Source organism: Microbacterium sp. PI-1 (assembly GCF_004337555.1).
In the GTDB taxonomy this organism is placed as follows: Bacteria; Actinomycetota; Actinomycetes; order Actinomycetales; family Microbacteriaceae; genus Microbacterium; species Microbacterium aurugineum.
In genome coordinates this window covers 66,657-87,085 of record NZ_SJYZ01000016.1, presented here as the reverse complement: position 1 = coordinate 87,085, position 20,429 = coordinate 66,657, and the positions used below count along the sequence as shown (strand labels likewise).

Below are 20,429 nucleotides of genomic sequence, written 5' to 3'. Positions count from 1 at the left end.
TCGTTTCAGTGGTGGGGTTCGAGCAGCGAGGGCGCAGCGCCCAGCAGCGTTCTGGTGTAGTCGTCGGAGGGGGCCTCGAACACGCGGGCCGCATCGCCGAACTCGACGACCCGCCCCTTGTTCATGACGGCGATCTCGTCGGAGAGATAGCGGACGGTCTGGATGTCGTGGGAGATGAAGACCATGCCGAGGCCGAGCTGCTCCTTCAGATCGGTGAGCAGATTGAGGATCTGCGCGCGCACCGACACGTCGAGCGCCGAGGTGGGTTCGTCGGCGACGATCACCTGCGGGTCCAGCACGAGTGCTCTCGCGATCGCGACGCGCTGCCGCTGACCACCGGAGAGCTGGCTGGGCAAGGCGTCCAGGGCGGATGCCGGGAGCCCCACGAGACCGATCAGGTCACGGACCTTCCGGTTCCTGGTCGACGGGCTGCCGAGCCGGTGCACCTGCAGAGGATCCAGGAGCGCGTCGCGCACCGTCATCCGTGCATTCAGGGCGGTCGCCGGATCCTGGAACACGACGGAGAGGATGCGTCCGAGCCGCTTGCGCACGGCGGGCGTGAAGGATCGCACCGGCTCCCCGCCGAACACGACCTGTCCGCTGGTGGGCTTCTCCAGACCGATCAGCACCTTGGCCGAGGTCGACTTGCCCGAACCGGACTCGCCGACGATGCCGAGCGTCTGCCCGCGCTTGACGGTGAGCGAGACGCCCGCGAGCGCATCCACGTACTCGGGCCGGAAGAGCGAGGAGGCCCGGGTCTTGTAACGGACATGCACGTCCTTGAGCTCGATCACGGATTCGTTCATCGCCCTGCTCCGATCGCCTGAACGGGCGCATCGTCCGGATGCGCGGAGTAGTAGTGCTCGGTGCCTTCGATGTGTCGCCGCACCGGGGTGACCCCCGCGTACCGCAGGGGATCGCTGGAGCGCGGTGCGAAGCGGTCTCCTGCCGGGAAGTCGCGCGGTGACGGCACGACCCCGGAGACCTGGTGCAGCCGGTCGGACCCGGCCTCGATCGAGAGCACGGCCCCGAGGAGACCCTGCGTGTACTCGTGCACGGGCTGGGTCAGCACTTCCCTGGTCGTGCCCTGTTCGACGACCTGCCCCGCGTACATCACGGTGATGCGGTGGGTGAGTTCGGCGACCAGCGCGAGGTCGTGCGAGACGAACAGGAGCGCGAAGCCGAGCTCCTTCTGCAGACGCATGAGCAGTTCGACCACCTGCGCCTGCACCGTGACGTCGAGGGCGGTGGTCGGTTCGTCCGCGATGACCAGTCGCGGGTCACGGGTCAGGGCCATCGCGATGAGCACGCGCTGACGCTGACCTCCCGAGAGCTCGTGGGGGTACGAGGCGAGCGTGCGGTCGGGGTCGAGTCCCACCAGCTCCAGCAGTTCCGCCGCGGTGCGGGTGCCGCCGCGCGAGGTGAGCTGCTTCATCTGCGAGCGGATGAGCATCGCCGGGTTGAGCGAGCTCAGTGCGTCCTGGTACACCATCGCGATGTCGTGTCCGCGCAGGGCGTTGCGCTCCTTCGGGGCCATCTGCAACAGGTCTTCCCCGTCGAACAGGATGCGCCCGCGGATGTCGGCCTTCGGGTCGAGCAGGCCCATGATCGCCAGTGAGGTGATCGACTTGCCGCAGCCGGACTCCCCCACCAGCGACATGGTCTCGCCGGGACGCACCGTGAAGCTGACGTGATCGACCACGTCGACGTCGCCGTGCCGGGGGAACGAGATGCACAGGTCCTGCACGTCGAGCAACGGCCTGTCATCGCCCGTGTAGACGAGTCGGTCGGTGCGCGAGAACTCGCGCAGACGCAGCTCGGTCAGTCGCTCGGCGAGGGGCACGGCCTCGGCGCGCGGCACCAGGGCGTCGGGCACCCCGCTCGGCACCGAGAGGTTCACCGCCGTGTCGACGGTGGGGATCACGTGGGTGTCGTCCGGCACGGCAGCGACCTCGAGCTCGTGGGTCGACTCCTCGGTGTTGGCGGCGTCGGTCGTGATCTTGCGCGCTCGCGGCGAGACCATCGCATCGGTCATCCCCTCGGAGAGGATGTTGAGGCACAGGACCGTGAGCATGATGAGGATGCCGGGGAAGAAGGTCGCCCACCATGCGCCGCTCATCAGCAGGTTGCGTCCGGCGGCGATCACGTTGCCCCACGACGGCTCGGGATCCGGTACCCCGGCCTGCAGGAACGACAGCGAGGCCTCGAACACGATCGCGTCGGCGACGAGCACGGTGGCGAAGACCAGCACCGGGGCCATCGCGTTGCGCGCCACGTGACGGACGATGATGCGCGGGGTCCCCGAACCCATGACTCGCACGGCCGAGACGTAGTCCTCTCCGTACTGGTCGAGGATGTTCGCACGGACGATGCGAGTGAGTTGGGGCACGTAGAGGAACGCGATCGTGAGCACGAGCACCGGAAGCGATTTGCCGAACACCGCCACGAAGACCGCGGCGAGCGCGATGCCGGGGAACGACATGATGACGTCCATGACCCGCATGAGCGTCTCGGAGATCCACTTCGGCGCCGTGGCGGCGATGGTCCCGAGCACACAGGCGGCGAGCAGGGCGACCAGGGTCGCGCCGATGCCGATCACGAGCGAGTAGCGGGCTCCGTACACCAGGCGGGAGAAGATGTCGCGGCCCTGGCGATCGGTGCCGAACCAGTGCTCCGCGCTCGGCGGCTGTACGGGGGTGCCGGACGCCAGCGGATCGAACGGGGAGATGAGCGGCGCGAAGATCGCGGCCAGACCGATGATCGCCAGCACCGCGATGCAGATGATCGACCCGAGGGACAGTCGGCCCCAGCGGAGGCCGGGGACGGAGAGCCGTTCCGTGAGTTTGCGTCGCATGTCACACCGCCCGGATTCGAGGATTGATGAGCACGTACAGGAGGTCGACGATGATGTTGATCACGACGAAGGCCAGCGCCACGGCGAGCGTCACGCCCTGCACGAGGTTGGGTTCGTTGTTGGTCACGCCGTTGAGGATGAGTGTTCCCATCCCGGGGATCGCGAAGATGATCTCGATCACGACCGCACCGCCGAGCAGGTAGCCGATGCGGAGCCCGAGCACCGTCACCGGAGTGATCAGGGCGTTGCGCAGCACATTGCGTCCGACGACGATCACCCGCGGGATGCCGGCACCGAGAGCGGTCCGGACGTAGTCGCGGTCGAGCTCTTCGACCATCGAGGTGCGCACGACGCGGGACAGCTGCCCGATCACCGGCACGGCGAGCGCGACGGCAGGCAGCGCCATGCGGGCGAACCATCCGGCGGGGTCGGCCCAGAAGTCGGGGAGGGGCCCGGAGGCGGGAAGCAGGTTCAAGCCGAGGGTGAAGACCTGGATGAGCAGGATGGCGAGCCAGAACGACGGCGTGGAGAGCGCGGCGACGCCGAAGACGCGGATCACCTGATCGGGCCAGCGGTCGCGGTACACCGCAGCCAGGACGCCGATCGCGAACGCCACGATCACGGCGATGATGAGACCGAGGAAGGTGAGCGCCAGGGTGACCGGGAAGGCACGGGCGACCTCGTCGATCACGGGGAGGCTGCGCGCGGAGTAGGTGCCGAGGTCGCCCTGCACCAGCCCGAAGAGGAAGTTCACATAGCGGGCGAACAGGGGAAGGTTGAGGCCGTGATCCTCACGGTAGGCCTCGAGGGCCTCGGGTGACGCCGTCTCACCGAGCGCGGTGCGCGCGGGGTCGACAGGAGAGAACGACATCACGAAGAACACGAGGAACGTGATGCCGAGGATCATCAGCGGCAGCTGCAGCAGTCGCCGGCCGATGAGGCGGAGCGTGTGGGACACGTGCCGCTCCTTCCGGGTGGGGTGGGGCGGGGGTGCGCTCCTCGGGTGAGTGCACCCCCGCCGGGGTCGGTCGGGTGCTACTTCGCCGCCACGCCGACGTCGAGGAACGACAGTCCGGTCGTGGGGACGGGCTGGAATCCGACGAGCTCCTGGCCGCTCCACGCGGTCGGCAGCTTGCGGTGGAACAGCGGGTAGAGCACGGCCTCGTCGGAGATCAGATCGAAGGCCTGGTCCCAGGTCTTCTGCTGCTCCTCGCCCTCCTGCTGAACGGCGGTGTCGAGGAGCGTGCGCAACTCGGCGTACTCCGGGGAGTCGGCCCAGTTCGTACGGGTCTGGGTCCAGACGTTCTCGCCGTACCACCAGTTCATCAGCAGGTCGGGGTCGACACCGAAGACCGAGGGGTCGCCCGGCGCGACGGCGACCGTGTAGTCACCGGAGTCGACCTTCTCGTACATCGAGGCGGACTGCCCGATGTCGAGCGTGGTGTCGATGCCGATCGCGTCGAGGGACTCCTTGATCAGCGGAGCGACCTCCTTGACCCATCCGGTGTCGGTCGTGAGCAGTGTGATCGACAGGTCGGAGACGCCGGCATCCGCGAGCAGCTCTTTCGCCTTCTCGGGGTCGTACGTGTAGACCGTGGAGGCCTCGTGGTAGTTCGGGTACGTCTCCGGCAGGAACGACGTCGCCGGGGTGGCGTTGCCGAGCATGCCGGTTCCGATGATCTTGTCCATGTCGAGGGCGTAGTGCAGGGCCTGACGCACGCGGACGTCGTCGAACGGCGCCGCCTTGGTGTTGAACATCATGAAGAGCAGGCCGAACGACTGCACACTCTCGACGTCGGCTGCCGAAGCCAGGGTGTCGACGTCGATGTACGGCACGTCCTCGATCGCCTGCACGGTTCCCGTGGACATCGCGGTCACACGGGCGGAGGCGTCGGCGAGCAGGTTCCAGTTCATGCCGGCAGCGAGCGCGGGGCGCGGGCCGTTGTAGTCCTCGTAGCGCTCGAAGACGAGCTTGTCCTCGGGGACCGCCGAGACCAACGAGTACGGGCCGGAGCCGACCGGGTTGGCAGCGAAACCCTCGGGGTCGGCTTCGACGACCGACTTCGGAACGATCTTCACGACGCCGAGACGATCGTCGATCAGCGAGAACGGGTAGTCCGTGGTGATCCGCACCGTGTCGTCGTCGACCGCGGTGACCGTGTCGATGAAGTCCACGAACGACAGGAAGAGCGAGTTGTTGTCCGGGTCGAGCACACGGTCGTAGCTGAAGACGACGTCGTCTGCCGTGACCGGGTCGCCGTTCTGGAAGGTCGCTCCTTCACGCAGGTCGATCTCGTAGGTCGTGTCGTCGACCTTCGTCGGGAAGTCGGCCGCGAGGGCCGGCGCCGCCTTCTGGGTGACGGGGTCGAGGTCGATCAGTCCCTCGAAGATGTGCCAGTTCGCCGAGACCGTGACGGCACCGGACGCGACCATCGGGTCGAAGCTGCCGTTCAGCGTGTACGAGATACCCGCTTCGATGATGCCGTCGGGGTCGATCTCACTTGCCGCAGCGCTCCCGTCGGGGGTGCTGGTGGTGCCTGCGCCGCAGCCGGCGAGGGCGACGGACGCGGCGACCGTGCCGGCGACCGCCATCGCGAATCGACCCGCGCGGCGGCGGGTGATGTATCGGTTCATGTGTGCTCCAGGGTGGTGGGGGTGGACATCTTGAGGACATCTGATGTCTGATGTACTCTAAACACAGGTTCGATCAGATCACAAGGGTGAGATGATCGGAGCGTTTCTGCCAGGCACGAGAAGGAGCCCCATGAAGTCCACCACGAGTAGGGCGTCACGCATGCGGCGCTCGACCACGGCGGATCAGATCAAGCAGCTCATCCTGACCCGCGGACTCACGCCGGGCGACCCGCTGCCGACCGAGGCGGAGCTCTGTGACGAGCTCGACGTCTCGCGATCCTCCGTGCGTGAGGCGATCCGCACGCTCTCCACGCTCGACATCGTCGACGTGCGTCACGGGCACGGCACCTACGTCGGCGCGATGTCGCTGGATCCGATGGTCGAAGCCCTCGTGTTCCGCGGGGTGCTGTCGCCGGAGGGATCCCTGCAGGCACTGCGCGAGGTCGTGGAGGTGCGCCTGGCGCTGGATCTGTCGATGGCCGAACGCGTGGTGGCCGCCGCCCAGCACGACCCCGATCCCGAACTGGATGCACTCGTCGCCGACATGGTCGACAAGGCCGGGCGTGGGGAGCACTTCCTCGACGAGGACCGGGCGTTCCATACTCGGCTCTTCGGCGCGATCGACAACCGCCTGGTCGGACAGCTCGTCGGTGCCTTCTGGGATGTGCACACCGCCGTGCTTCCACAGCTGGGCATCCCTCAGCCTGACGACATCCACAAGACAGCGAAAGCGCACGGCGAAATGCTCGAGGCCGCACGCTCGGGCGATGTCGAGCGCTACCGACGCGCGGTCATCGAGCACTACCAGCCGCTGCAGCGCGTGCTGGCGAGCGCGGAGGCCGACGCCCAGGGCTGAGCCGCGACACCGCACGGAACACGTCCTCCGTATCGATAGAGTTGCCTCCGCACCGCAACCTCTCGAGGGGAACCGCCCATGTCCGTTGGACTGCTCGCCGTCGTCGACGACATCCTGAGCGCCGCGATGAAGGCGTCGGCCAAGGCAGCCGGCGTCGTGATCGACGACGCCGCGGTCACCCCGCAGTACGTGCAAGGTCTCACACCGGCCAGGGAGTTGCCCGTCGTCGGCAAGATCGCTCTCGGGTCGCTGGCGAACAAGTTCCTGATCATCATCCCGGCCGCGCTCCTGCTGACCGCGTTCGCGCCGTGGGTGCTGCCGTATCTGTTGATCCTCGGCGGGGCGTACCTGTGCTTCGAGGGTGCCGAGAAGGTGCTCGAATGGTTCGGGGTGCAGCACGGTCACGCCGATGAGGGCGCCCGCGACGAGAAGAAGCTGGTGCTCGGCGCCGTGCGCACCGACCTGATCCTCTCGACCGAGATCATGCTCATCTCGCTCGCGAGCCTCGAGAAGGGGCTCGACATCTGGGCGACGCTGGCGATCCTCGCCGTGATCGCCCTCCTGATGACGGGCGTCGTCTACGGCGCGGTCGCACTGCTCGTGAAGATCGACGACATCGGCCTGAAGATGGCGAAGAACCCGGTGCAGCGCGTGCGTCACACCGGCACCAGGATCGTCCGCTCCATGCCTGCGGTGTTCCGCTTCATCAGCGTGCTGGGCACGGTCGCGATGCTCTGGGTCGGCGGTCACCTCGTGCTGGTGAACCTCGGCGAGGTGGGCTGGCACTTCCCGGTCGACGTGCTGCACGGGATCGAGCATGCGCTGGAGCCGTTCGGCGGTTTCGTGGTCTGGGTGGTCGAGACGATCGTGTCGGCGATCGCCGGCCTCGCGCTCGGGCTGGTGATCGTCGGAATCGTCCTGGGCATCGCCCGGCTCTTCGGCAAGACTCCCAACTTCCACGAGGGCGAGGCGTCCCCCGCCGACCTGCACGTCTGAGCGGAGCGGAGCAGCGCTCACGGTGGCGGCATCAAGCCAGGGATGATTCAGACGACCACCCGCTCTCTACTTGGTCAAGTGAGAAGCAGCCAAGAGCCTCGGCTTGTTACACGCACTCACTGCGGGCGCACATCTGACCTGGACGCACGCCGTCATAGGACGACGGCGGTCGCCACGACTGTCCCGAGGAGTCCCCACCTGCCACGAACGACGCTGCGGGGAAAGCCTGCGCCACGCGCCAGACCCGGCGAGAGTCGGGCTTTGAAAGATCCCGAGACATCGAGGTCGACCACGATGTCAGAGAAGCCCACCCACCGATGAGTCGCGGGATACCAGCACTTGAACGTCGACTCCTTCGCGCTGAACAGGAGTCGATCCCACGCCACTCCCCGGTCCGGAAGCCGATCGAGGCGCGCCCACTCGGAAGGATCAGCGATCTCCGAGGCGACGCCATCCGGGAGGCGTTCATTCACCTCCGCATCGATCCCCAGCGCGTACACCCTGCGGCTGGGCGCCACCGCAGCAGCACGGAAGCCGGCGCAATGAGTCATGGATCCCACCACGCCATCCGGCCACACAGGCGCGCCTCCGGGTCCGGGCAAAATCGAGCCGACGGGCGCCCCCAGGGCTCCCAGCGCTTCCCGAGCGCACGACCGGACCGCAGCGAACTCGCGTCGCCGGGACTCGACACTTCCTTCGATGAACGACGTTTCGTCGGAACGGAGCCCGCCAGACACCCCGGGCCCGAAACTCTCGACGCATATGACCTCATCGGGCGTCAGACGGTCGAGCAGATTCGGCTCGGGAGCCATCTCGCCGGACATCAGAGCCTGCTCACGGGCCGCACCACGAACGCTGCGATGGCAACGCCTGCCAGAGACGTGAGAAGAAGCCAGTAGGCAGGAGCGAGACCCGCCTGTGACACGAACAGAAAGACGGAAAGCCCTGCCCACGACCCGAGGCTCTCTCCGACAGCCGAAGTCAGCTGCCTCATGTTCATCGATTCGACAACGGGACGCCCGGCGGAGGCGTTCGAGAAGACGACGTTCAGCACGGGTGTGAAGACAGTCTCTCCCACCGAGAAGATCACGACGCCGATGCCAATCAGGAGGACCGCGAACTCACCCTTCTCGAAAATGAAGAAGATCATGGCTCCACCCAGAATCACCACGCCTCCGAGCAGGATCGCCAGGAGGGAGACTCGTCTCCTCATCATCTTTTCAACGACGAACGAGACGGGCAACTGAATAGCGACTACCAGCACACCGTTCAGCGAGTAAAAGAGTGCCCGCGTCAGAGGATCGTCTGAGACAGCAGAAAAGACCAGCGCGAAGCTCGAGAAGAACTGTCCCATGAGCACGCTGCCGCAGGTGGCGATAAGGGTGATTCGACGCGCCTCCGGCGTTCTTAGGAGCTCGCGTACAATTCCCCATGTGAGCGGTGGCCGGTTGGACCCGTGGCTGAGGAGCACATCCCGCGGCACTGTGAAGGGCACGAAAACCGCAGCCAGCATGAAGACCCCGCTGAGACCGATGAGGAACTGTACGTACAGACCGCCATCGAAGACAAAGCTCCCGAGGATCGGCCCGAGCGCGGCGCAACTGTTGGCCACGACCTGGATGACAGAGAACCATCTATTCTGTCGTGCACGATCGGCGGTGGACAGCACCACGAAGCTGCGAACCGATGTCCCGTTGGTGCTGAATCCCAGTCCCGCCAAGCCCAGCGCCATGACGAGCACGAGCGGGCTCTCGCTGATCGCGATGACACCGTAGGCGATCGCGATCAGGCCGAGCGCAGATCGCAGACTCGCACGGACCGACAGCCGGTGCAGAACCGGCGAGACGAAGAGCGAACCGCCACGCGTCATCAGAGTCAGCGCGGCTATGGCCCACGCCGCCCAAAGACCATTGTCGTCGCCTAGCCTCATCGTGAGCAGGAGCGGCAGGATGGGGACCAGAGCGAAGTAGGCTCCCTGGCTCAGAATCTGGTCGGCCGAGATGAGGCTCATTAGGCGCGCGCGAACGCCCTGCGCCTGATGGGCCTCCTGCTTGGCGGGCTCCGCGGAATCGTTCAATCGCGCATCCCGCTCTCGACTCTTGGTCGAAGCTGATCTGCTCGCTCGCGCGCGTCGTCGTACAGGCCACGGGCTCCCAGTGCCTCGGCACTCACCACGAATCCGAGGCGGTCCCACGAGGACCGGGGTCGGCGCACGATGTCTCCTCGAGCACCGGTGTACGACGAGACGTACTCTGGTGAGAGCATCGTTGCGTCGACGTCCGAGACGATTTTCCCGTCGACATCCGCATAGATGAATGCGACGGAAGCCCTTCCCCACGCTCGATCCGGGAATGCGAAGGAACCGCCGCACATGATCGCACTCCACGCCGCAGTTGGAGAGAAACCCCAAGCGTGCTCGATCAGGTTGAGGATCTGATCGCCGGGGGGCCGCCCCGCGCACTCGATCAAGCGCGGTCCCTGAGCGGTTCTCATGAACTCAGCGTGCAGCAACCCGAACTCGAAGCCGATGGACGATACGAGTTCCTGCATGACAGGGAGGCACCAGTCCTCGACCGCGACGATCTCGTGACCGATCTCCACTCGATGACGACTGTCAAGCACATGCTTCGCAGTGAGGTTGACCCACTGCACGCGACCGTCACTCACCAGCGCTTCGACACTGCACTCATCGCCGACGAGGAGTTCTTCGACTAGCGCCCGGGATTGTCCTGACCATCCCGTGATTGTCTGATCCTTCTCGAATGCACTGAGAATGTCGTTCCAGAGCGCCGGCCCATCCGAGTGCCGATCCACTCGTGCCACACCGAGACTCCCCTGTCGATCGACCGGTTTGACGATCGCACTGTCCGCCTGACGGGCGAGGAAGTCGGAGAGCTCTTCGGGCGATGACACCAGCCTGAAGGCCACAGAGCCCCAGTCGTATGATGACGTGGTCTCCCGCAGAAGCGCTTTGTTCCTTAACGTGCGAGCCGCCTGGACACCCGCGCCGGGAAGGTCCATCGCAAGAGCGAGTTGCGCGGCCCCTTCCACCGCATATTCGAGCCCGGGGAGGATCCCCACCACGCCGTCTCGTTGAAGATCGCGCACCAGCGAAGGCGGAACCTCGAGCGGCTCGTGCTGGTACTCGTACCACAGGGGGCGCGCCTCGACCACACCGATATCGGAAAGCCACTTCCCCAGACTCTTCGCGTTCCAGATTTCACGCTCTTCGCAGTAATGACTCGGGCTCGCTCCCGAAGCGTGCATCTGCTGTGTCGCATTGCGGTTTATGCCGACCATCGCCGTTCTGCGAGTCATGCTATGTCCTCCACGGAATCGACAGCGAAACTGCACGCCTGACGTGCGGATCGCAGAATCTGTTCGGCATGCTCCACGGTGTCTGCACCCGCGAAGATCACGGCGATGTTCGCTCGGAGCCCGTTGACGGGTGGGGCGTACTCACCCACGCCGTACTCCCAGTGAACCGACGATGCAGGGGGCAACGATGAATTCACTCCGGCCATCATCACGCGACCAGGCTTGGACTCGATGAAATCCACGGCCGCATATGCCTTCTTCTGGGGAAGCGCCGGCAGAGAACGCCCACTCAACGAGTCGATGAGCTCATCGTAGATACTCAGGCCGGGTCGTGCTGCCTCGATCATGTCGGGAGCGATGAGACCGCCCGCTTGGCGCACATGGAACTCTCCCCACACGAGGCACCCATCATCACGCACCCAGAACTCGACATGGAGATGCCCCCATTCGATGGCGAGGACGTCGACGCACCGCTGCAGCTGACGAGAGATCTCCTCATCTCCGGGCAGCTGAGGGTGGTGAGCCGGGAACCGGTGACCGATCTCGACGAATCCTGTGTTCTTCGCCTTTGTCGTCACGCCGTAGACTCGCACGACTCCGTCCACGGTGATGCCTTCGACCGAGAACTCCTCGCCCGTCACGAACTCCTCCGCGCAGTATCCCTCCGCCTCCGACGCGGCGAGCGCGTCGATGACTTCGGCCGTGGAGCTGAGATACCGAACTCCAGCGCTGCCCATCCCCGTCGCCGGCTTGAGGATCCAGCCGCTGGTTGAGTGGATCTCCTGCGCCGACACGTCGTCGCCGTCCTCCGAGACGAGGACGTTGCCGCCATTCGCTCGGGCGACAACTCGATAGCTCTGAGGCTGGAGAATGCCGGCGCTGCGAAGAGCCTCCCTGCACGCCGGCTTGTCCTGGATCGTCTTCACCACATCGACGCTGTTGCTCCGAGCACCGAGCTCGGCACCGATCTGCGCGGAGAGAAGCTGATAGTTCTCCCGAATGGCCGTGACCAGCCCGATGTCATCAACACGCGCCCGTCGGAGAGCTCGAGCGACGTGCCCCAGAGACTCCGACGAAACTTCTCGCGCATACGGCCCGGGAATGGTGACGACGTGATCGAGAACGATGGGAGGGCGACCAGCGCGAAGTGCGCCCTCGAACTCCACACCGCAGATCAGCATTCCCTTGTCACGACATGCTCGTGCGAACGATTCGAACCAGCTTCTCGACGCCGTCGAGCCCGAAGTGATCACTCCCACCAGAACCGCCCACTGAGGGCTCTTGTCCGCCGACTCACGAGAGAACATCGATCCACTCCTTCGTCCCGAAGTCCGCGTGTGCGTAGTGGCCACCGGGCAGGTGCAGGTGCGTGAACGTAGATCGCGTCGCCTTCTCCCAGGACGCCGCTTCGGATTCTGGAACGAGGTGATCATCGGACGCTGTCACGCACGTCAGGTCGGCGTGCAGAGACACGCCACCGGAGCCGCCGTACGAGTCGGCGAGCAGAAGATCGTCCAGGGTCGGCTGCACGAAGATCTCGTCCGCGTCCTCCATCTCGAGAACCTCACGCGGGGTGAGCCCGTAGTCGATCATGCGTGCGCGGGCAGAATCAAGATCCCACCCCGTATGGGCACGGACGTAGTTGCCCGGAGCGACACCGCAGATGGCGACGAGTCGATCGACCCGCACGTCGCGCCCCTCCAGAGCAGCGCACACCGTGAAGCCCAGAGCCGCACCGAAGCTCACTCCCGCGACAATCAGAGTCGAGTCGTCGAGATCGATCGTGGCGATGGTCTCCTCTACGAACTTCTCCATCTCTGTGAAACCCGGTTCACCGAAGCGCGTACCGCGCCCTGGCGGACAGTACGCCCATGAGTCGTACACGCCCTGAAGCGCCCGCGCCGATCGAAACGCAGGGGCTCCCGCCCCGGTCGGCGGGAACAAGAGGACTGTTGCGCGCGAATCATCGGCGTGACTCACCTGCTGCCATGAGGAGTTCTTCATCGACTGAGTCCTTTCGGATCCGAGTCCCGAATAACGCTGAGCACGAACGTCATCGACGGATCGGCGTAGAACCCGCGCAGGGGCACCCGCACTCCGAACTGTCGCCGCACCGCAGCCAGAAGACCTACTGCGCGCAGAGAGTCACCACCGTCGTGAAAATAGTCATCTCCCACGGCAGTCGAATCCTGGCCGAGCGAACTCGTCCACAGACGAGCTAGGGTGTCCCGCTCGACCGAGCCGCCCTCGGAGTACCCCGAGTTCCGACTGTCCCGCATCGCCTCTTTCACCAGCGCGGCGCACTCCGCACGATCCACCTTTCCCGTGCGGACAGTGGGAAGCGTCTCGACGGGAACGAGCAGTCGTGGCACCATGTGCGGCGGCAGCGAACGCGCGAGCGCTGTGCGCGATACTCGACCCCGCCAGTCCTCGGGCACCACGAGCGCGAGAACGCTCGCTCCGGAGTCTTCGATGTACACCGCAGCACACTGGCCCGTCCGGCCACTGAGTTGCATGGCCGCTGCTTCGATCTCCTCCAGATGCACTTTGAACCCTGAGACGTTGACCGCGTTGTCGGCACGACCAGTGAGGAAGAGCTTGCCATCCTGCATATATCCGAGGTCACCTGATCGGAATTCCCGTAACTCTCCCGTTCCTGAGAACGCGTCACCGTCGGACAGAACCCCCCGGATGAGGTACCCGTCCGCAAGCGGCAGCCCCTGCACTGCGACGGATCCCTCCACGCCTTCGTCGCACTCGACACCGGACGAATCGCGGATGACTATTCGGGTGTGAGGGATCGGAGATCCGAGTGAAACCGATGCCGCGGAGAGGTCCGTCGATGAGAGTTCATAGGCGCTGGTGTTCGCCGTCGTCTCGGTCGCCCCATAGAGGTTGAGGATCCGTGCATTCGGAGCGGTCACCGCGAGGTCGCGGCCGAGGCTCGTCGGGAACCGATCCGCGCTACTGCACACCAGCTTCAGCGCAGGAAGAGCAGATCCGTGCTCTTCTGCGGCTTCCACCAGGCCGCGCAGGGCCACGGGGGTCGCGAAGAGGTGTGTAGCGTCCGCGGACGATACGACGTCGAAGAAGAGATCCGGCCGCCCTCGTTCCGCGCTCGAGATCAGGACCGCGACGACACCACCCAGAACGGAACCCAGAATCTCCCAGTACGACGCGACGAAGGAGAGGGGCTTCTGCACGACCACGCGGTCCGTGGGTGCGAAGGGGAACTCCGTCCACATCCACTGCAGCCGGTTCGCGATCGCGCCGATTCCGACCTGAACCGCCTTCGGGCGTCCCTCCGAGCCGGACGTGAAGTAGATGAACTTCGTCGTTGTGGCCCACCGCTCAGGGCCGAAAGCATCGAGACGAATCTCGGTGAGTCGCGGAGACTCCGCTTCGTCCAGAATGCGTGCGGCTGACGCGTCGTCCAAGAGGTACACCGAATCGCCGAGCTGTTCGATCATTCGCTGCTCTCGGGACGCGGCCTCCCCGGGAGGTATCCAGGCGGTGCGGGAATGAACCGTCAGCGATGCGACCATCAGGGCCATCGAGATCGGTGAGAGGTCGAGCTGAGCAGCGAGCACCTGATCCCTCGTCACCGTCCGCTCGATCCATCGGCGCCACTTCTCGACATTGCCGAAGAACTCGCCATAGGTCTGCGATGCCCCGTCGGCCGCTTCCACGCAAACAGCATCCGACCGGACCGTGCCGGTCCGCAGCGGAGCAGTCGGCATCTCCATCAGCGGGGCCATCATCCCACCTTCTCTCGGGTGTCGACCGACTCCACAGCGCGTATGCCGGAGAGGTCGAGATCGTGCATGGCCCGCCGAATGAGTTCATCCACGCGGACCGAGGACGAACGCAGATCCGATCGTAGATACCAGGCGGTCAGCGCAAGGATCTGTCGCGCCCTCTGTTGCGAGACATTCGCCTGCTTGAAGGCCAGCTGAATCGTGTAGTCCTCGCCGTGTTGCTGGACGTAGAGCGAACCGTCATACTTCGTGAAGCCCGTGTCGAGCTCGATGAACCGAATGCTCTCAGTGCCCTTCCACGACTCGGACGTGGGGTAGGTCAGCATGTTCACCATCGTGCTGAAGAGAGGGTCCCCGTTGGTGCGTTCGGCATACTCCGACACGACCGAGCTGAACGGACTGTCGCTGAACGAGACGGCGCGCGTCACCGAAGAGGACAGATCTCGCGCCAGCTCGTCGCACGGGCGACCACGATCGATGAGGATTCGCATCGCGACCATGTTCAGCGTTAGCGTCGGGACATCCACGAGGGTGTGCAGCTCTCGGCGGGACACGGGCGCCCCGACCACGAAGTCGTCACTTTCGGTGACTGTCGCCAACGCGAGAGAGTACGCAAGAACGAAGACGGCGAACGGGGTGGTGGAGAGTGCGCTCGCGTTCGTTCTGATGGCCACGGTGGTGTCATGACCGAGCGATGCCTCCACGATCGACGAGGAGTAGGCGTCGTGAGACGCATCGTCGATGTCGCTGAGGAGCGGCTGCAGAGAGATGCCGCTCAGGCTCTTCGACCAAAAGGCACGAGACTCCTCGGACATCTCCACATCGACCACGGGGCGGTTGAAGTACCGGGCCACGGCAGAGAGGTTGGCGCGCGCCAACTCGGCCGCCGTGTCAGCGCCGTCTGCGTCATACAGTTCCGAGATGAACTCGGCGAGTTTCATCGTGCCCCAGCCGTCGATGAGGATCTCGTTCATCGTCACGACGAACCAGGTCTCACCGGTCTCCACTCGCAGCTCATGCACGCGCAATGACGGTTCGTTTTCGAGGTCGAACGGCTGAGCGGCGAGATCCTTGGACCTCGCACGCGCATCCGCGCGCGACGAGACGTACTCGACATCGGCCGTCTGCGGGATGTCGCCCGCGGAGGGGAAGACCTGGATGAACTCACCGGACTCTGCGACTTCGAACCGCGCGAACAACTGAGGGTTGGCGTGAAGGGCGGAGAAGAGCGCCTGACGAGTCTTCGGAGCGTCGAGACCTCCTCGGCTCTCGAGAAGTACCTGATAGTTGTAGTACGCACTTTCCGGCTCAAGCAGCCATTGGAAGTAGATGCCCATCTGAGCCAGCTTCATCGGGCAGGTGGCCGGGAGCCGATCGTCCGTGCTTCCGCTCATCACCCGCGATTCGATCGTGGAGTCTGCGACGGGGTCGTCACGCTTCGAGGCGACATCCCGTTCGAGCTCCTCCAACGGGCGGCCCGAGAGGAGATCTGCGACGCGCGCGCTCTTCCCCTGTGCCCGGAGACGACTGGACAGCTGGATCGCGCGAAGCGAGTCACCACCGGCCTCGACGAAGCTGGACGTCGAGTCGACCCCGTGCCCGAGAACGCTCTCGACCAGCGAGAGGAACGACGTTCTCGCCGGCTCCCCGTCAGGTCGATGACGATCGATGAGCGCCGTGCGTCCGAGCACCTCGTCACCACCACCGAGCTCAACAGCGAGCGATTCGAGCCGATTGATGTCGACCTTCCCGTTCGCCGTGAGCGGGAGTTCGTCGACCTGAAGCCACCGCGATGGTCGCATCGGAGCGGGCAGCACATCCCTCGCCCGCATCTCCAGTGCCTCCGACGTGACGGGACTGCCGTCGGCCACCGAGAAGAAGGCCACGAGACGCGCGTCCCCTGGACGCAGGAAAGACTCGTTCGTCTCGCGGATCACGATGGCGCTTCGTTCGCGAACCGCAGGTATGTACTTCACCACCGAGACCGCGCTCAGCCCGGCGGTCTCTCGGAGGATCCTGTTCTCGATCTCTCCGGGTTCGATGCGAACCCCGTTGATCTTGACCTGACGATCGCTACGGCCCTCGTACACGAGCAGACCGTCCGCGCGGACCCGAACGAGGTCGCCTGTGCGATAGATGCGGAAGGGGTAACCGTCGACGGTCGCGAAAGCTCCGGCGGTCTTCTCGTCCTCACCGACGTAGCCGAGTCCGACGCACGGGCCGGCGACGAAGAGTTCGCCTTGCTCGCCCGGCGAGACGGAATGCCAGGAATCCTCCGAGTGCCGCAGCACGTAGAGCGCAGTGTTCGCGATGGGCGCGCCGATCGGAACCGTGCCCGGTGCGAGTGTCTTCTCACTGATCTCCGCATGAGTGACATCATCGGAGCACTCGGTCGGACCATAGGCATTCACGAGTGGGATGTGCTCGAATCTCGCGCCCCAGTCCTGCGCGAGTCGGAGGGGGAGCTCTTCCCCTGTCACCATCATGCAGGCAAGCGCCGACAGCTTCGCAGCCGTCGGTATCGCGTGGATGAGTTCACGGAGCACAGTAGGGACGACCTCGACATGCGTGATGCGCTCTCGGGTGAGAAGATCCGACAGTCCGAACGGGTCCTGAGCTTCATCATCGTGGACGACCCGAACAGCTCCGCCGACCAGCAACGCCACAGCGAACTGCCACACGGACACATCGAACGTCGTCGGAGCCGTCTCTGCGACCACGGAATCCCGGTCGAGATCAAGCAACTCGACCTTGCTGTGCAGGTGATTCAGCATGCCCATCTGGGCTACGAGCGCGCCCTTCGGCTGCCCCGTGCTCCCCGACGTGAAGAGACAGTAGGCGGGCGCATTCGCAGGATCCGAGACCCGGCGAATGAGCTCGCCATGAGTGGCGGGATCGTATGTAACGTCAGCCTCAGCGTCGTCGGCAAGGATGATCGCGGGATCCGTCGTCCGCGTGACGTGCTCGAGCCGGTACGCAGGCCAGGCCGGGTCCACGGGAACGTAGATGGCACCGATGGCGTTGCAAGCCACGATGTCGATGAGGCACTCGACGCTTCTGCCCCGGCGCGAGAGAACGAAGCGCTGAGCAGCGGCGACCTCGCGGAGGTGGGCCGCGCGACGTCGGACTCTCAGGAGCATCTCGCGATAACTGATCTGCTCGCCTTCGACGTCGACGGCCGCTATGCGCTCCGGTTGCCTTTCAGCCCAGTCTTCGAGATAGGCGTAGAGGGTGAGGCCCAGATCCCAGTCCCTCGCCGGACTGACCAACGCAGCCCCGTGAGTGATCAGCTGAAGACCGTTCCACTGCAGACTCTCTGTCAAGTTCATGGTGGTCATCGCCCCATCTCGCCGTGGAAGTCCGTGACCCGAACGCCTGAGCAGTCGATCTTCGCCTGCTCGAAAAGCGCGTGCGATATGGCCAGATCGAGTACACCGAGCCCGAAGGGCGAGAAGACGGTCGCCCGCGTCGGGTCCAGTTCGACATCGCCCTCGATGACCTGCGCGAGAGTCCCTGTGACGAAATCGCGAGTCGCGTCGAGCTGTTCGAGCAGGTGCGGCGTAGTGTTCGCCTTCAGGCAGTGCTCCACATCGTCGAAGATGTTGTTGGTGTCGCGAAGCGTCTCGGGGGCGAGATCGCGAAGCGACACGTTCAGCACAAGCTGACCCGGCTCGAAGCGCTTCGTGTTCGAGACATAGGGCGTTCCGGCGCTCGTGGCGAACACGAGCACGTCGGCCGCCATGACCTCGTCCAGGGTTCCTGCTGCGTGATCACCTCCGGATTCCGCGATCATCCGCGCGACGGAGTCCGGATTCAGGTCGTGGACGCGCACCGGCACAGCGGTCGGATAGAGAGCGCCGATGAATCTGAGGATCGCACGAGCGATCGGCCCGGAGCCGACGACGCCGATGCTGGACGGCGCTCCGTGCAGGGATCTCACGGCAAGGGCGGCCGAAGCAGCCGTCCTCGCGGCGCTGATGCGACTCCCCTCGATCAGTGCGGTTGCGAATCCGGAGTCCGGATCGTTCAGGATGATCACCGCTGACGCGCGCTGGAGTCCGCGCTCCACGTTGGCAGGGAAGCTCGATATCCACTTGATGCCGATCGATCGCGAGCCCTCTTTCGCGATGTGCGCGGGCAGGGCGATGATGCGGTCCTGCGGCTGCTCGGGGAACCTCAGGAAATAGCTGTCGGGGTTCACTGTCTCGCCGCGGTTGTGCGTCAGGTAGGTGTCTTCGACGATGTCGATGATCTCCGTCTCACGTCCACGGAGGAATTCATCGACACGATCGGCGCCGATGACTGTCAGATCCTTGGTGTCAAACATTGATTTTCTCGTAGTCATAGATTGCTGAACTCGCCATCGGCGAAACATCGACGTCCAGCGCCGCAGGTCCGAATTTCTGGTTCACCCAAATGTCGTTGTACACGGTATTCAGATAACGTTCTCCGAGGTCCGGTGCCACGACGACGATTCGGCTCCCCGTTGGAATTGTTGAAGAAAGCGCGCGGAACCCTGCCAATATTGTTCCGGTCGACCCCCCTGGAAGGTATCCTTCAGAAGCGGCCACTCGCCGACATTCACGTACTGCGTCCTCTTCACTCACGTAATACTGGTGCGGAACAAGAGAGCGGTCGAATAGCGGGGGCCTTACGCTCGCCCCCAGACCAGGAATGTGCCTTGTCGAAGGCGGCCCACCGAAGGTGACGGAACCCGCACTGTCAATTGCATACACCTCCGTACGCACACCACGGGCTGCGACGCCGTGAATCACACCCATCAGAGTTCCGGTCGTTCCCGCGCCGACGAAGATGACATCTGGATCGCCGAGTTCTGCCACGATCGCCGGATACGTCAGCGTGCTGTGCGCCGTCGAATTCGCCGAGTTTGAATACTGGTTGGTCCACACGGGGCCGTTCTTCAAACTCTGAAGTTGTTGAATTCTCGCGAGTCGAGTTCCCAGATAGCCGCCGGACTGGTCTCTTTCGTTCACGACCTCGACTCGAGCGCCCAAGGCTTTCATGTGCGCGACGGTCGCATCGTTCGCGTTTGGATCCGTGACGATCGTGAGGCTGTATCCGCGCCGCGCGCACACGGCCGCGAGGGCGACACCGAGGCTGCCCGACGAAGACTCGACGACGCCACCACCAGGCTGCAACCGACCATCCTTCTCCAGATCGTCGATCAATGCCACCGCGGTCGTCAATTTGATCGAGCCAGCCGTGTTCAAGCCCTCCAGTTTCACGTACAACTCGTGATCCGGGAACGCCTTATGCATGCGCATGAAGAGAGAGTTCTCCCGCATTCCTTCGATAGAACTTACTTTCACGAACTCCCCCTAGAAGTGATCTATTCAATCTCTTGGGCCATGGCGAAATTCATCTTCCCATCGCATATCGCCGTTATCCATCTACGTTCGCCTCATGCTGCGCCGGCGACTGAAACCGCGTCGCGAACCAGAATCCAGCCACCAGAACCGACGCGATCAGCGCCACGGCCGAGACCTGTGGACACCGACCGATGTCGTCGGCTCGTTCTCTGTTGCCGCGCCATCCTCTTCGGCGGACTGGAACATCACGGTGCGGCCGGCGCATTCTCCGTGACGATCGTGAGCAGTTTCGCCTTCCGTTTCACGGCTTCCTCACGGATGCGTTCCGGCTGGTCACGATTCTCCGCAACGAACTTCTGGCGTTCCTCCCGAGGCCGGCGCCTCCACCACGGCCGGATCCTGCAACACGGCCCTGACCGCCTGCGTCGCCAACCCACGAGGTAGTTGATCCCTCTTCAGCGTCGTGGGAGTTCTCCACCGTGGTCCGTCCCGCACTGACTTCTTGGACATCGTCATCCTCCAGGTTGGCGAGCAGTTCTGCGCGACGATACCGATAAGCGTCCGTGCATCCCTGAGGCGTGAGGGGAGTTGAGTATCAGCGCGGCAAAAGTGAGTACTCCTAGCGAGGCCCTCTGTGTGGCCCCGCGACCGAGTGACTACTCCCGCATCGCCGTTGCCGTATC

General features: G+C 64.6%; 15 protein-coding genes. 2 read left to right on the top strand and 13 right to left on the bottom strand.

Annotation, left to right across the window (positions count from 1 at the left end):
• Positions 1-5: 5 nt before the first annotated feature.
• The 4 genes from E0W80_RS13795 to E0W80_RS13780 form a co-directional block, all read right to left on the bottom strand.
• Positions 6-806, bottom strand: a complete 801-nt coding sequence (locus tag E0W80_RS13795) for an ABC transporter ATP-binding protein (RefSeq protein WP_131493284.1) — start codon at positions 804-806, stop codon at positions 6-8.
• Complete coding sequence (locus tag E0W80_RS13790; RefSeq protein WP_131493282.1) at positions 803-2,854, bottom strand: dipeptide/oligopeptide/nickel ABC transporter permease/ATP-binding protein; 2,052 nt, start codon at positions 2,852-2,854, stop codon at positions 803-805. The genes E0W80_RS13795 and E0W80_RS13790 overlap by 4 nt, the downstream gene beginning before the upstream one ends.
• A 1-nt stretch (position 2,855) precedes the next feature.
• Entirely contained in the window at positions 2,856-3,812 is a 957-nt protein-coding gene (locus E0W80_RS13785; protein WP_131493280.1) for an ABC transporter permease, read from the bottom strand.
• Positions 3,813-3,889: 77 nt separating this feature from the next.
• Entirely contained in the window at positions 3,890-5,488 is a 1,599-nt protein-coding gene (locus E0W80_RS13780) for an ABC transporter substrate-binding protein (protein ID WP_131493278.1), read from the bottom strand.
• 130 nt (positions 5,489-5,618) lie between these two features.
• On the opposite strand from E0W80_RS13780, the gene E0W80_RS13775 reads away from it, so the two are divergent.
• On the top strand, positions 5,619-6,344 hold the full coding sequence (locus E0W80_RS13775) for a FadR/GntR family transcriptional regulator (RefSeq protein ID WP_240740538.1): 726 nt from the start codon (positions 5,619-5,621) through the stop codon (positions 6,342-6,344).
• 78 nt (positions 6,345-6,422) lie between these two features.
• Entirely contained in the window at positions 6,423-7,340 is a 918-nt protein-coding gene (locus E0W80_RS13770) for a DUF808 domain-containing protein (protein ID WP_131493276.1), read from the top strand.
• 152 nt (positions 7,341-7,492) lie between these two features.
• Here E0W80_RS13770 and E0W80_RS19510 read toward each other — a convergent pair whose 3' ends face one another.
• Genes E0W80_RS19510 through sbnA form a run of 9 tightly spaced genes read right to left on the bottom strand, consistent with a single transcriptional unit; the run spans position 7,493 to position 19,722 of the window.
• A complete protein-coding gene (locus tag E0W80_RS19510) occupies positions 7,493-8,152 on the bottom strand; it encodes a 4'-phosphopantetheinyl transferase superfamily protein (protein WP_276320543.1) in 660 nt (219 codons plus the stop codon).
• Between the two features lie 11 nt (positions 8,153-8,163).
• The gene (locus tag E0W80_RS13760) at positions 8,164-9,417 is read right to left on the bottom strand and encodes an MFS transporter (RefSeq protein ID WP_205802356.1); all 1,254 of its coding nucleotides are present in this window, start codon (positions 9,415-9,417) and stop codon (positions 8,164-8,166) included.
• Positions 9,414-10,640 carry an ATP-grasp domain-containing protein gene (locus tag E0W80_RS13755; RefSeq protein ID WP_205802355.1) on the bottom strand — a complete coding sequence of 409 codons (1,227 nt, stop codon included), beginning with the start codon at positions 10,638-10,640 and terminating at the stop codon, positions 9,414-9,416. The genes E0W80_RS13760 and E0W80_RS13755 overlap by 4 nt, the downstream gene beginning before the upstream one ends.
• 14 nt (positions 10,641-10,654) lie before the next feature.
• Complete coding sequence (locus E0W80_RS13750) at positions 10,655-11,965, bottom strand: ATP-grasp domain-containing protein (protein ID WP_165875470.1); 1,311 nt, start codon at positions 11,963-11,965, stop codon at positions 10,655-10,657.
• A complete protein-coding gene (locus E0W80_RS13745) occupies positions 11,952-12,662 on the bottom strand; it encodes a thioesterase domain-containing protein (RefSeq protein WP_131493268.1) in 711 nt (236 codons plus the stop codon). Before E0W80_RS13745 ends, E0W80_RS13750 begins: the two co-directional genes overlap by 14 nt.
• Positions 12,659-14,419, bottom strand: coding sequence for a non-ribosomal peptide synthetase (locus E0W80_RS13740; protein ID WP_131493266.1), 1,761 nt, complete (start codon positions 14,417-14,419; stop codon positions 12,659-12,661). The genes E0W80_RS13745 and E0W80_RS13740 overlap by 4 nt, the downstream gene beginning before the upstream one ends.
• Positions 14,416-17,754, bottom strand: a complete 3,339-nt coding sequence (locus E0W80_RS13735; RefSeq protein WP_205802354.1) for an amino acid adenylation domain-containing protein — start codon at positions 17,752-17,754, stop codon at positions 14,416-14,418. The genes E0W80_RS13740 and E0W80_RS13735 overlap by 4 nt, the downstream gene beginning before the upstream one ends.
• Entirely contained in the window at positions 17,751-18,743 is a 993-nt protein-coding gene (gene sbnB, locus E0W80_RS13730; RefSeq protein WP_131493264.1) for a 2,3-diaminopropionate biosynthesis protein SbnB, read from the bottom strand. The genes E0W80_RS13735 and sbnB overlap by 4 nt, the downstream gene beginning before the upstream one ends.
• Positions 18,736-19,722, bottom strand: coding sequence for a 2,3-diaminopropionate biosynthesis protein SbnA (gene sbnA, locus E0W80_RS13725; RefSeq protein WP_227992044.1), 987 nt, complete (start codon positions 19,720-19,722; stop codon positions 18,736-18,738). Before sbnA ends, sbnB begins: the two co-directional genes overlap by 8 nt.
• Positions 19,723-20,429 lie beyond the last annotated feature (707 nt).

What these genes read in the sequence shown, in the direction of transcription:
- E0W80_RS13775 (WP_240740538.1), top strand. Translation starts at nt 5,619, where the DNA reads ATGAAGTCCACCACGAGTAGGGCGTCACGCATGCGGCGCTCGACCACG.
- E0W80_RS13770 (WP_131493276.1), top strand. Translation starts at nt 6,423, where the DNA reads ATGTCCGTTGGACTGCTCGCCGTCGTCGACGACATCCTGAGCGCCGCG.
- E0W80_RS13745 (WP_131493268.1), bottom strand. Translation starts at nt 12,662, where the DNA reads ATGAAGAACTCCTCATGGCAGCAGGTGAGTCACGCCGATGATTCGCGC.
- E0W80_RS13740 (WP_131493266.1), bottom strand. Translation starts at nt 14,419, where the DNA reads ATGATGGCCCCGCTGATGGAGATGCCGACTGCTCCGCTGCGGACCGGC.
- E0W80_RS19510 (WP_276320543.1), bottom strand. Translation starts at nt 8,152, where the DNA reads ATGGCTCCCGAGCCGAATCTGCTCGACCGTCTGACGCCCGATGAGGTC.
- sbnB (WP_131493264.1), bottom strand. Translation starts at nt 18,743, where the DNA reads ATGTTTGACACCAAGGATCTGACAGTCATCGGCGCCGATCGTGTCGAT.
- E0W80_RS13755 (WP_205802355.1), bottom strand. Translation starts at nt 10,640, where the DNA reads ATGGTCGGCATAAACCGCAATGCGACACAGCAGATGCACGCTTCGGGA.
- E0W80_RS13750 (WP_165875470.1), bottom strand. Translation starts at nt 11,965, where the DNA reads ATGTTCTCTCGTGAGTCGGCGGACAAGAGCCCTCAGTGGGCGGTTCTG.
- E0W80_RS13780 (WP_131493278.1), bottom strand. Translation starts at nt 5,488, where the DNA reads ATGAACCGATACATCACCCGCCGCCGCGCGGGTCGATTCGCGATGGCG.
- E0W80_RS13735 (WP_205802354.1), bottom strand. Translation starts at nt 17,754, where the DNA reads ATGACCACCATGAACTTGACAGAGAGTCTGCAGTGGAACGGTCTTCAG.
- E0W80_RS13790 (WP_131493282.1), bottom strand. Translation starts at nt 2,854, where the DNA reads ATGCGACGCAAACTCACGGAACGGCTCTCCGTCCCCGGCCTCCGCTGG.
- E0W80_RS13795 (WP_131493284.1), bottom strand. Translation starts at nt 806, where the DNA reads ATGAACGAATCCGTGATCGAGCTCAAGGACGTGCATGTCCGTTACAAG.
- sbnA (WP_227992044.1), bottom strand. Translation starts at nt 19,722, where the DNA reads ATGCGGGAGAACTCTCTCTTCATGCGCATGCATAAGGCGTTCCCGGAT.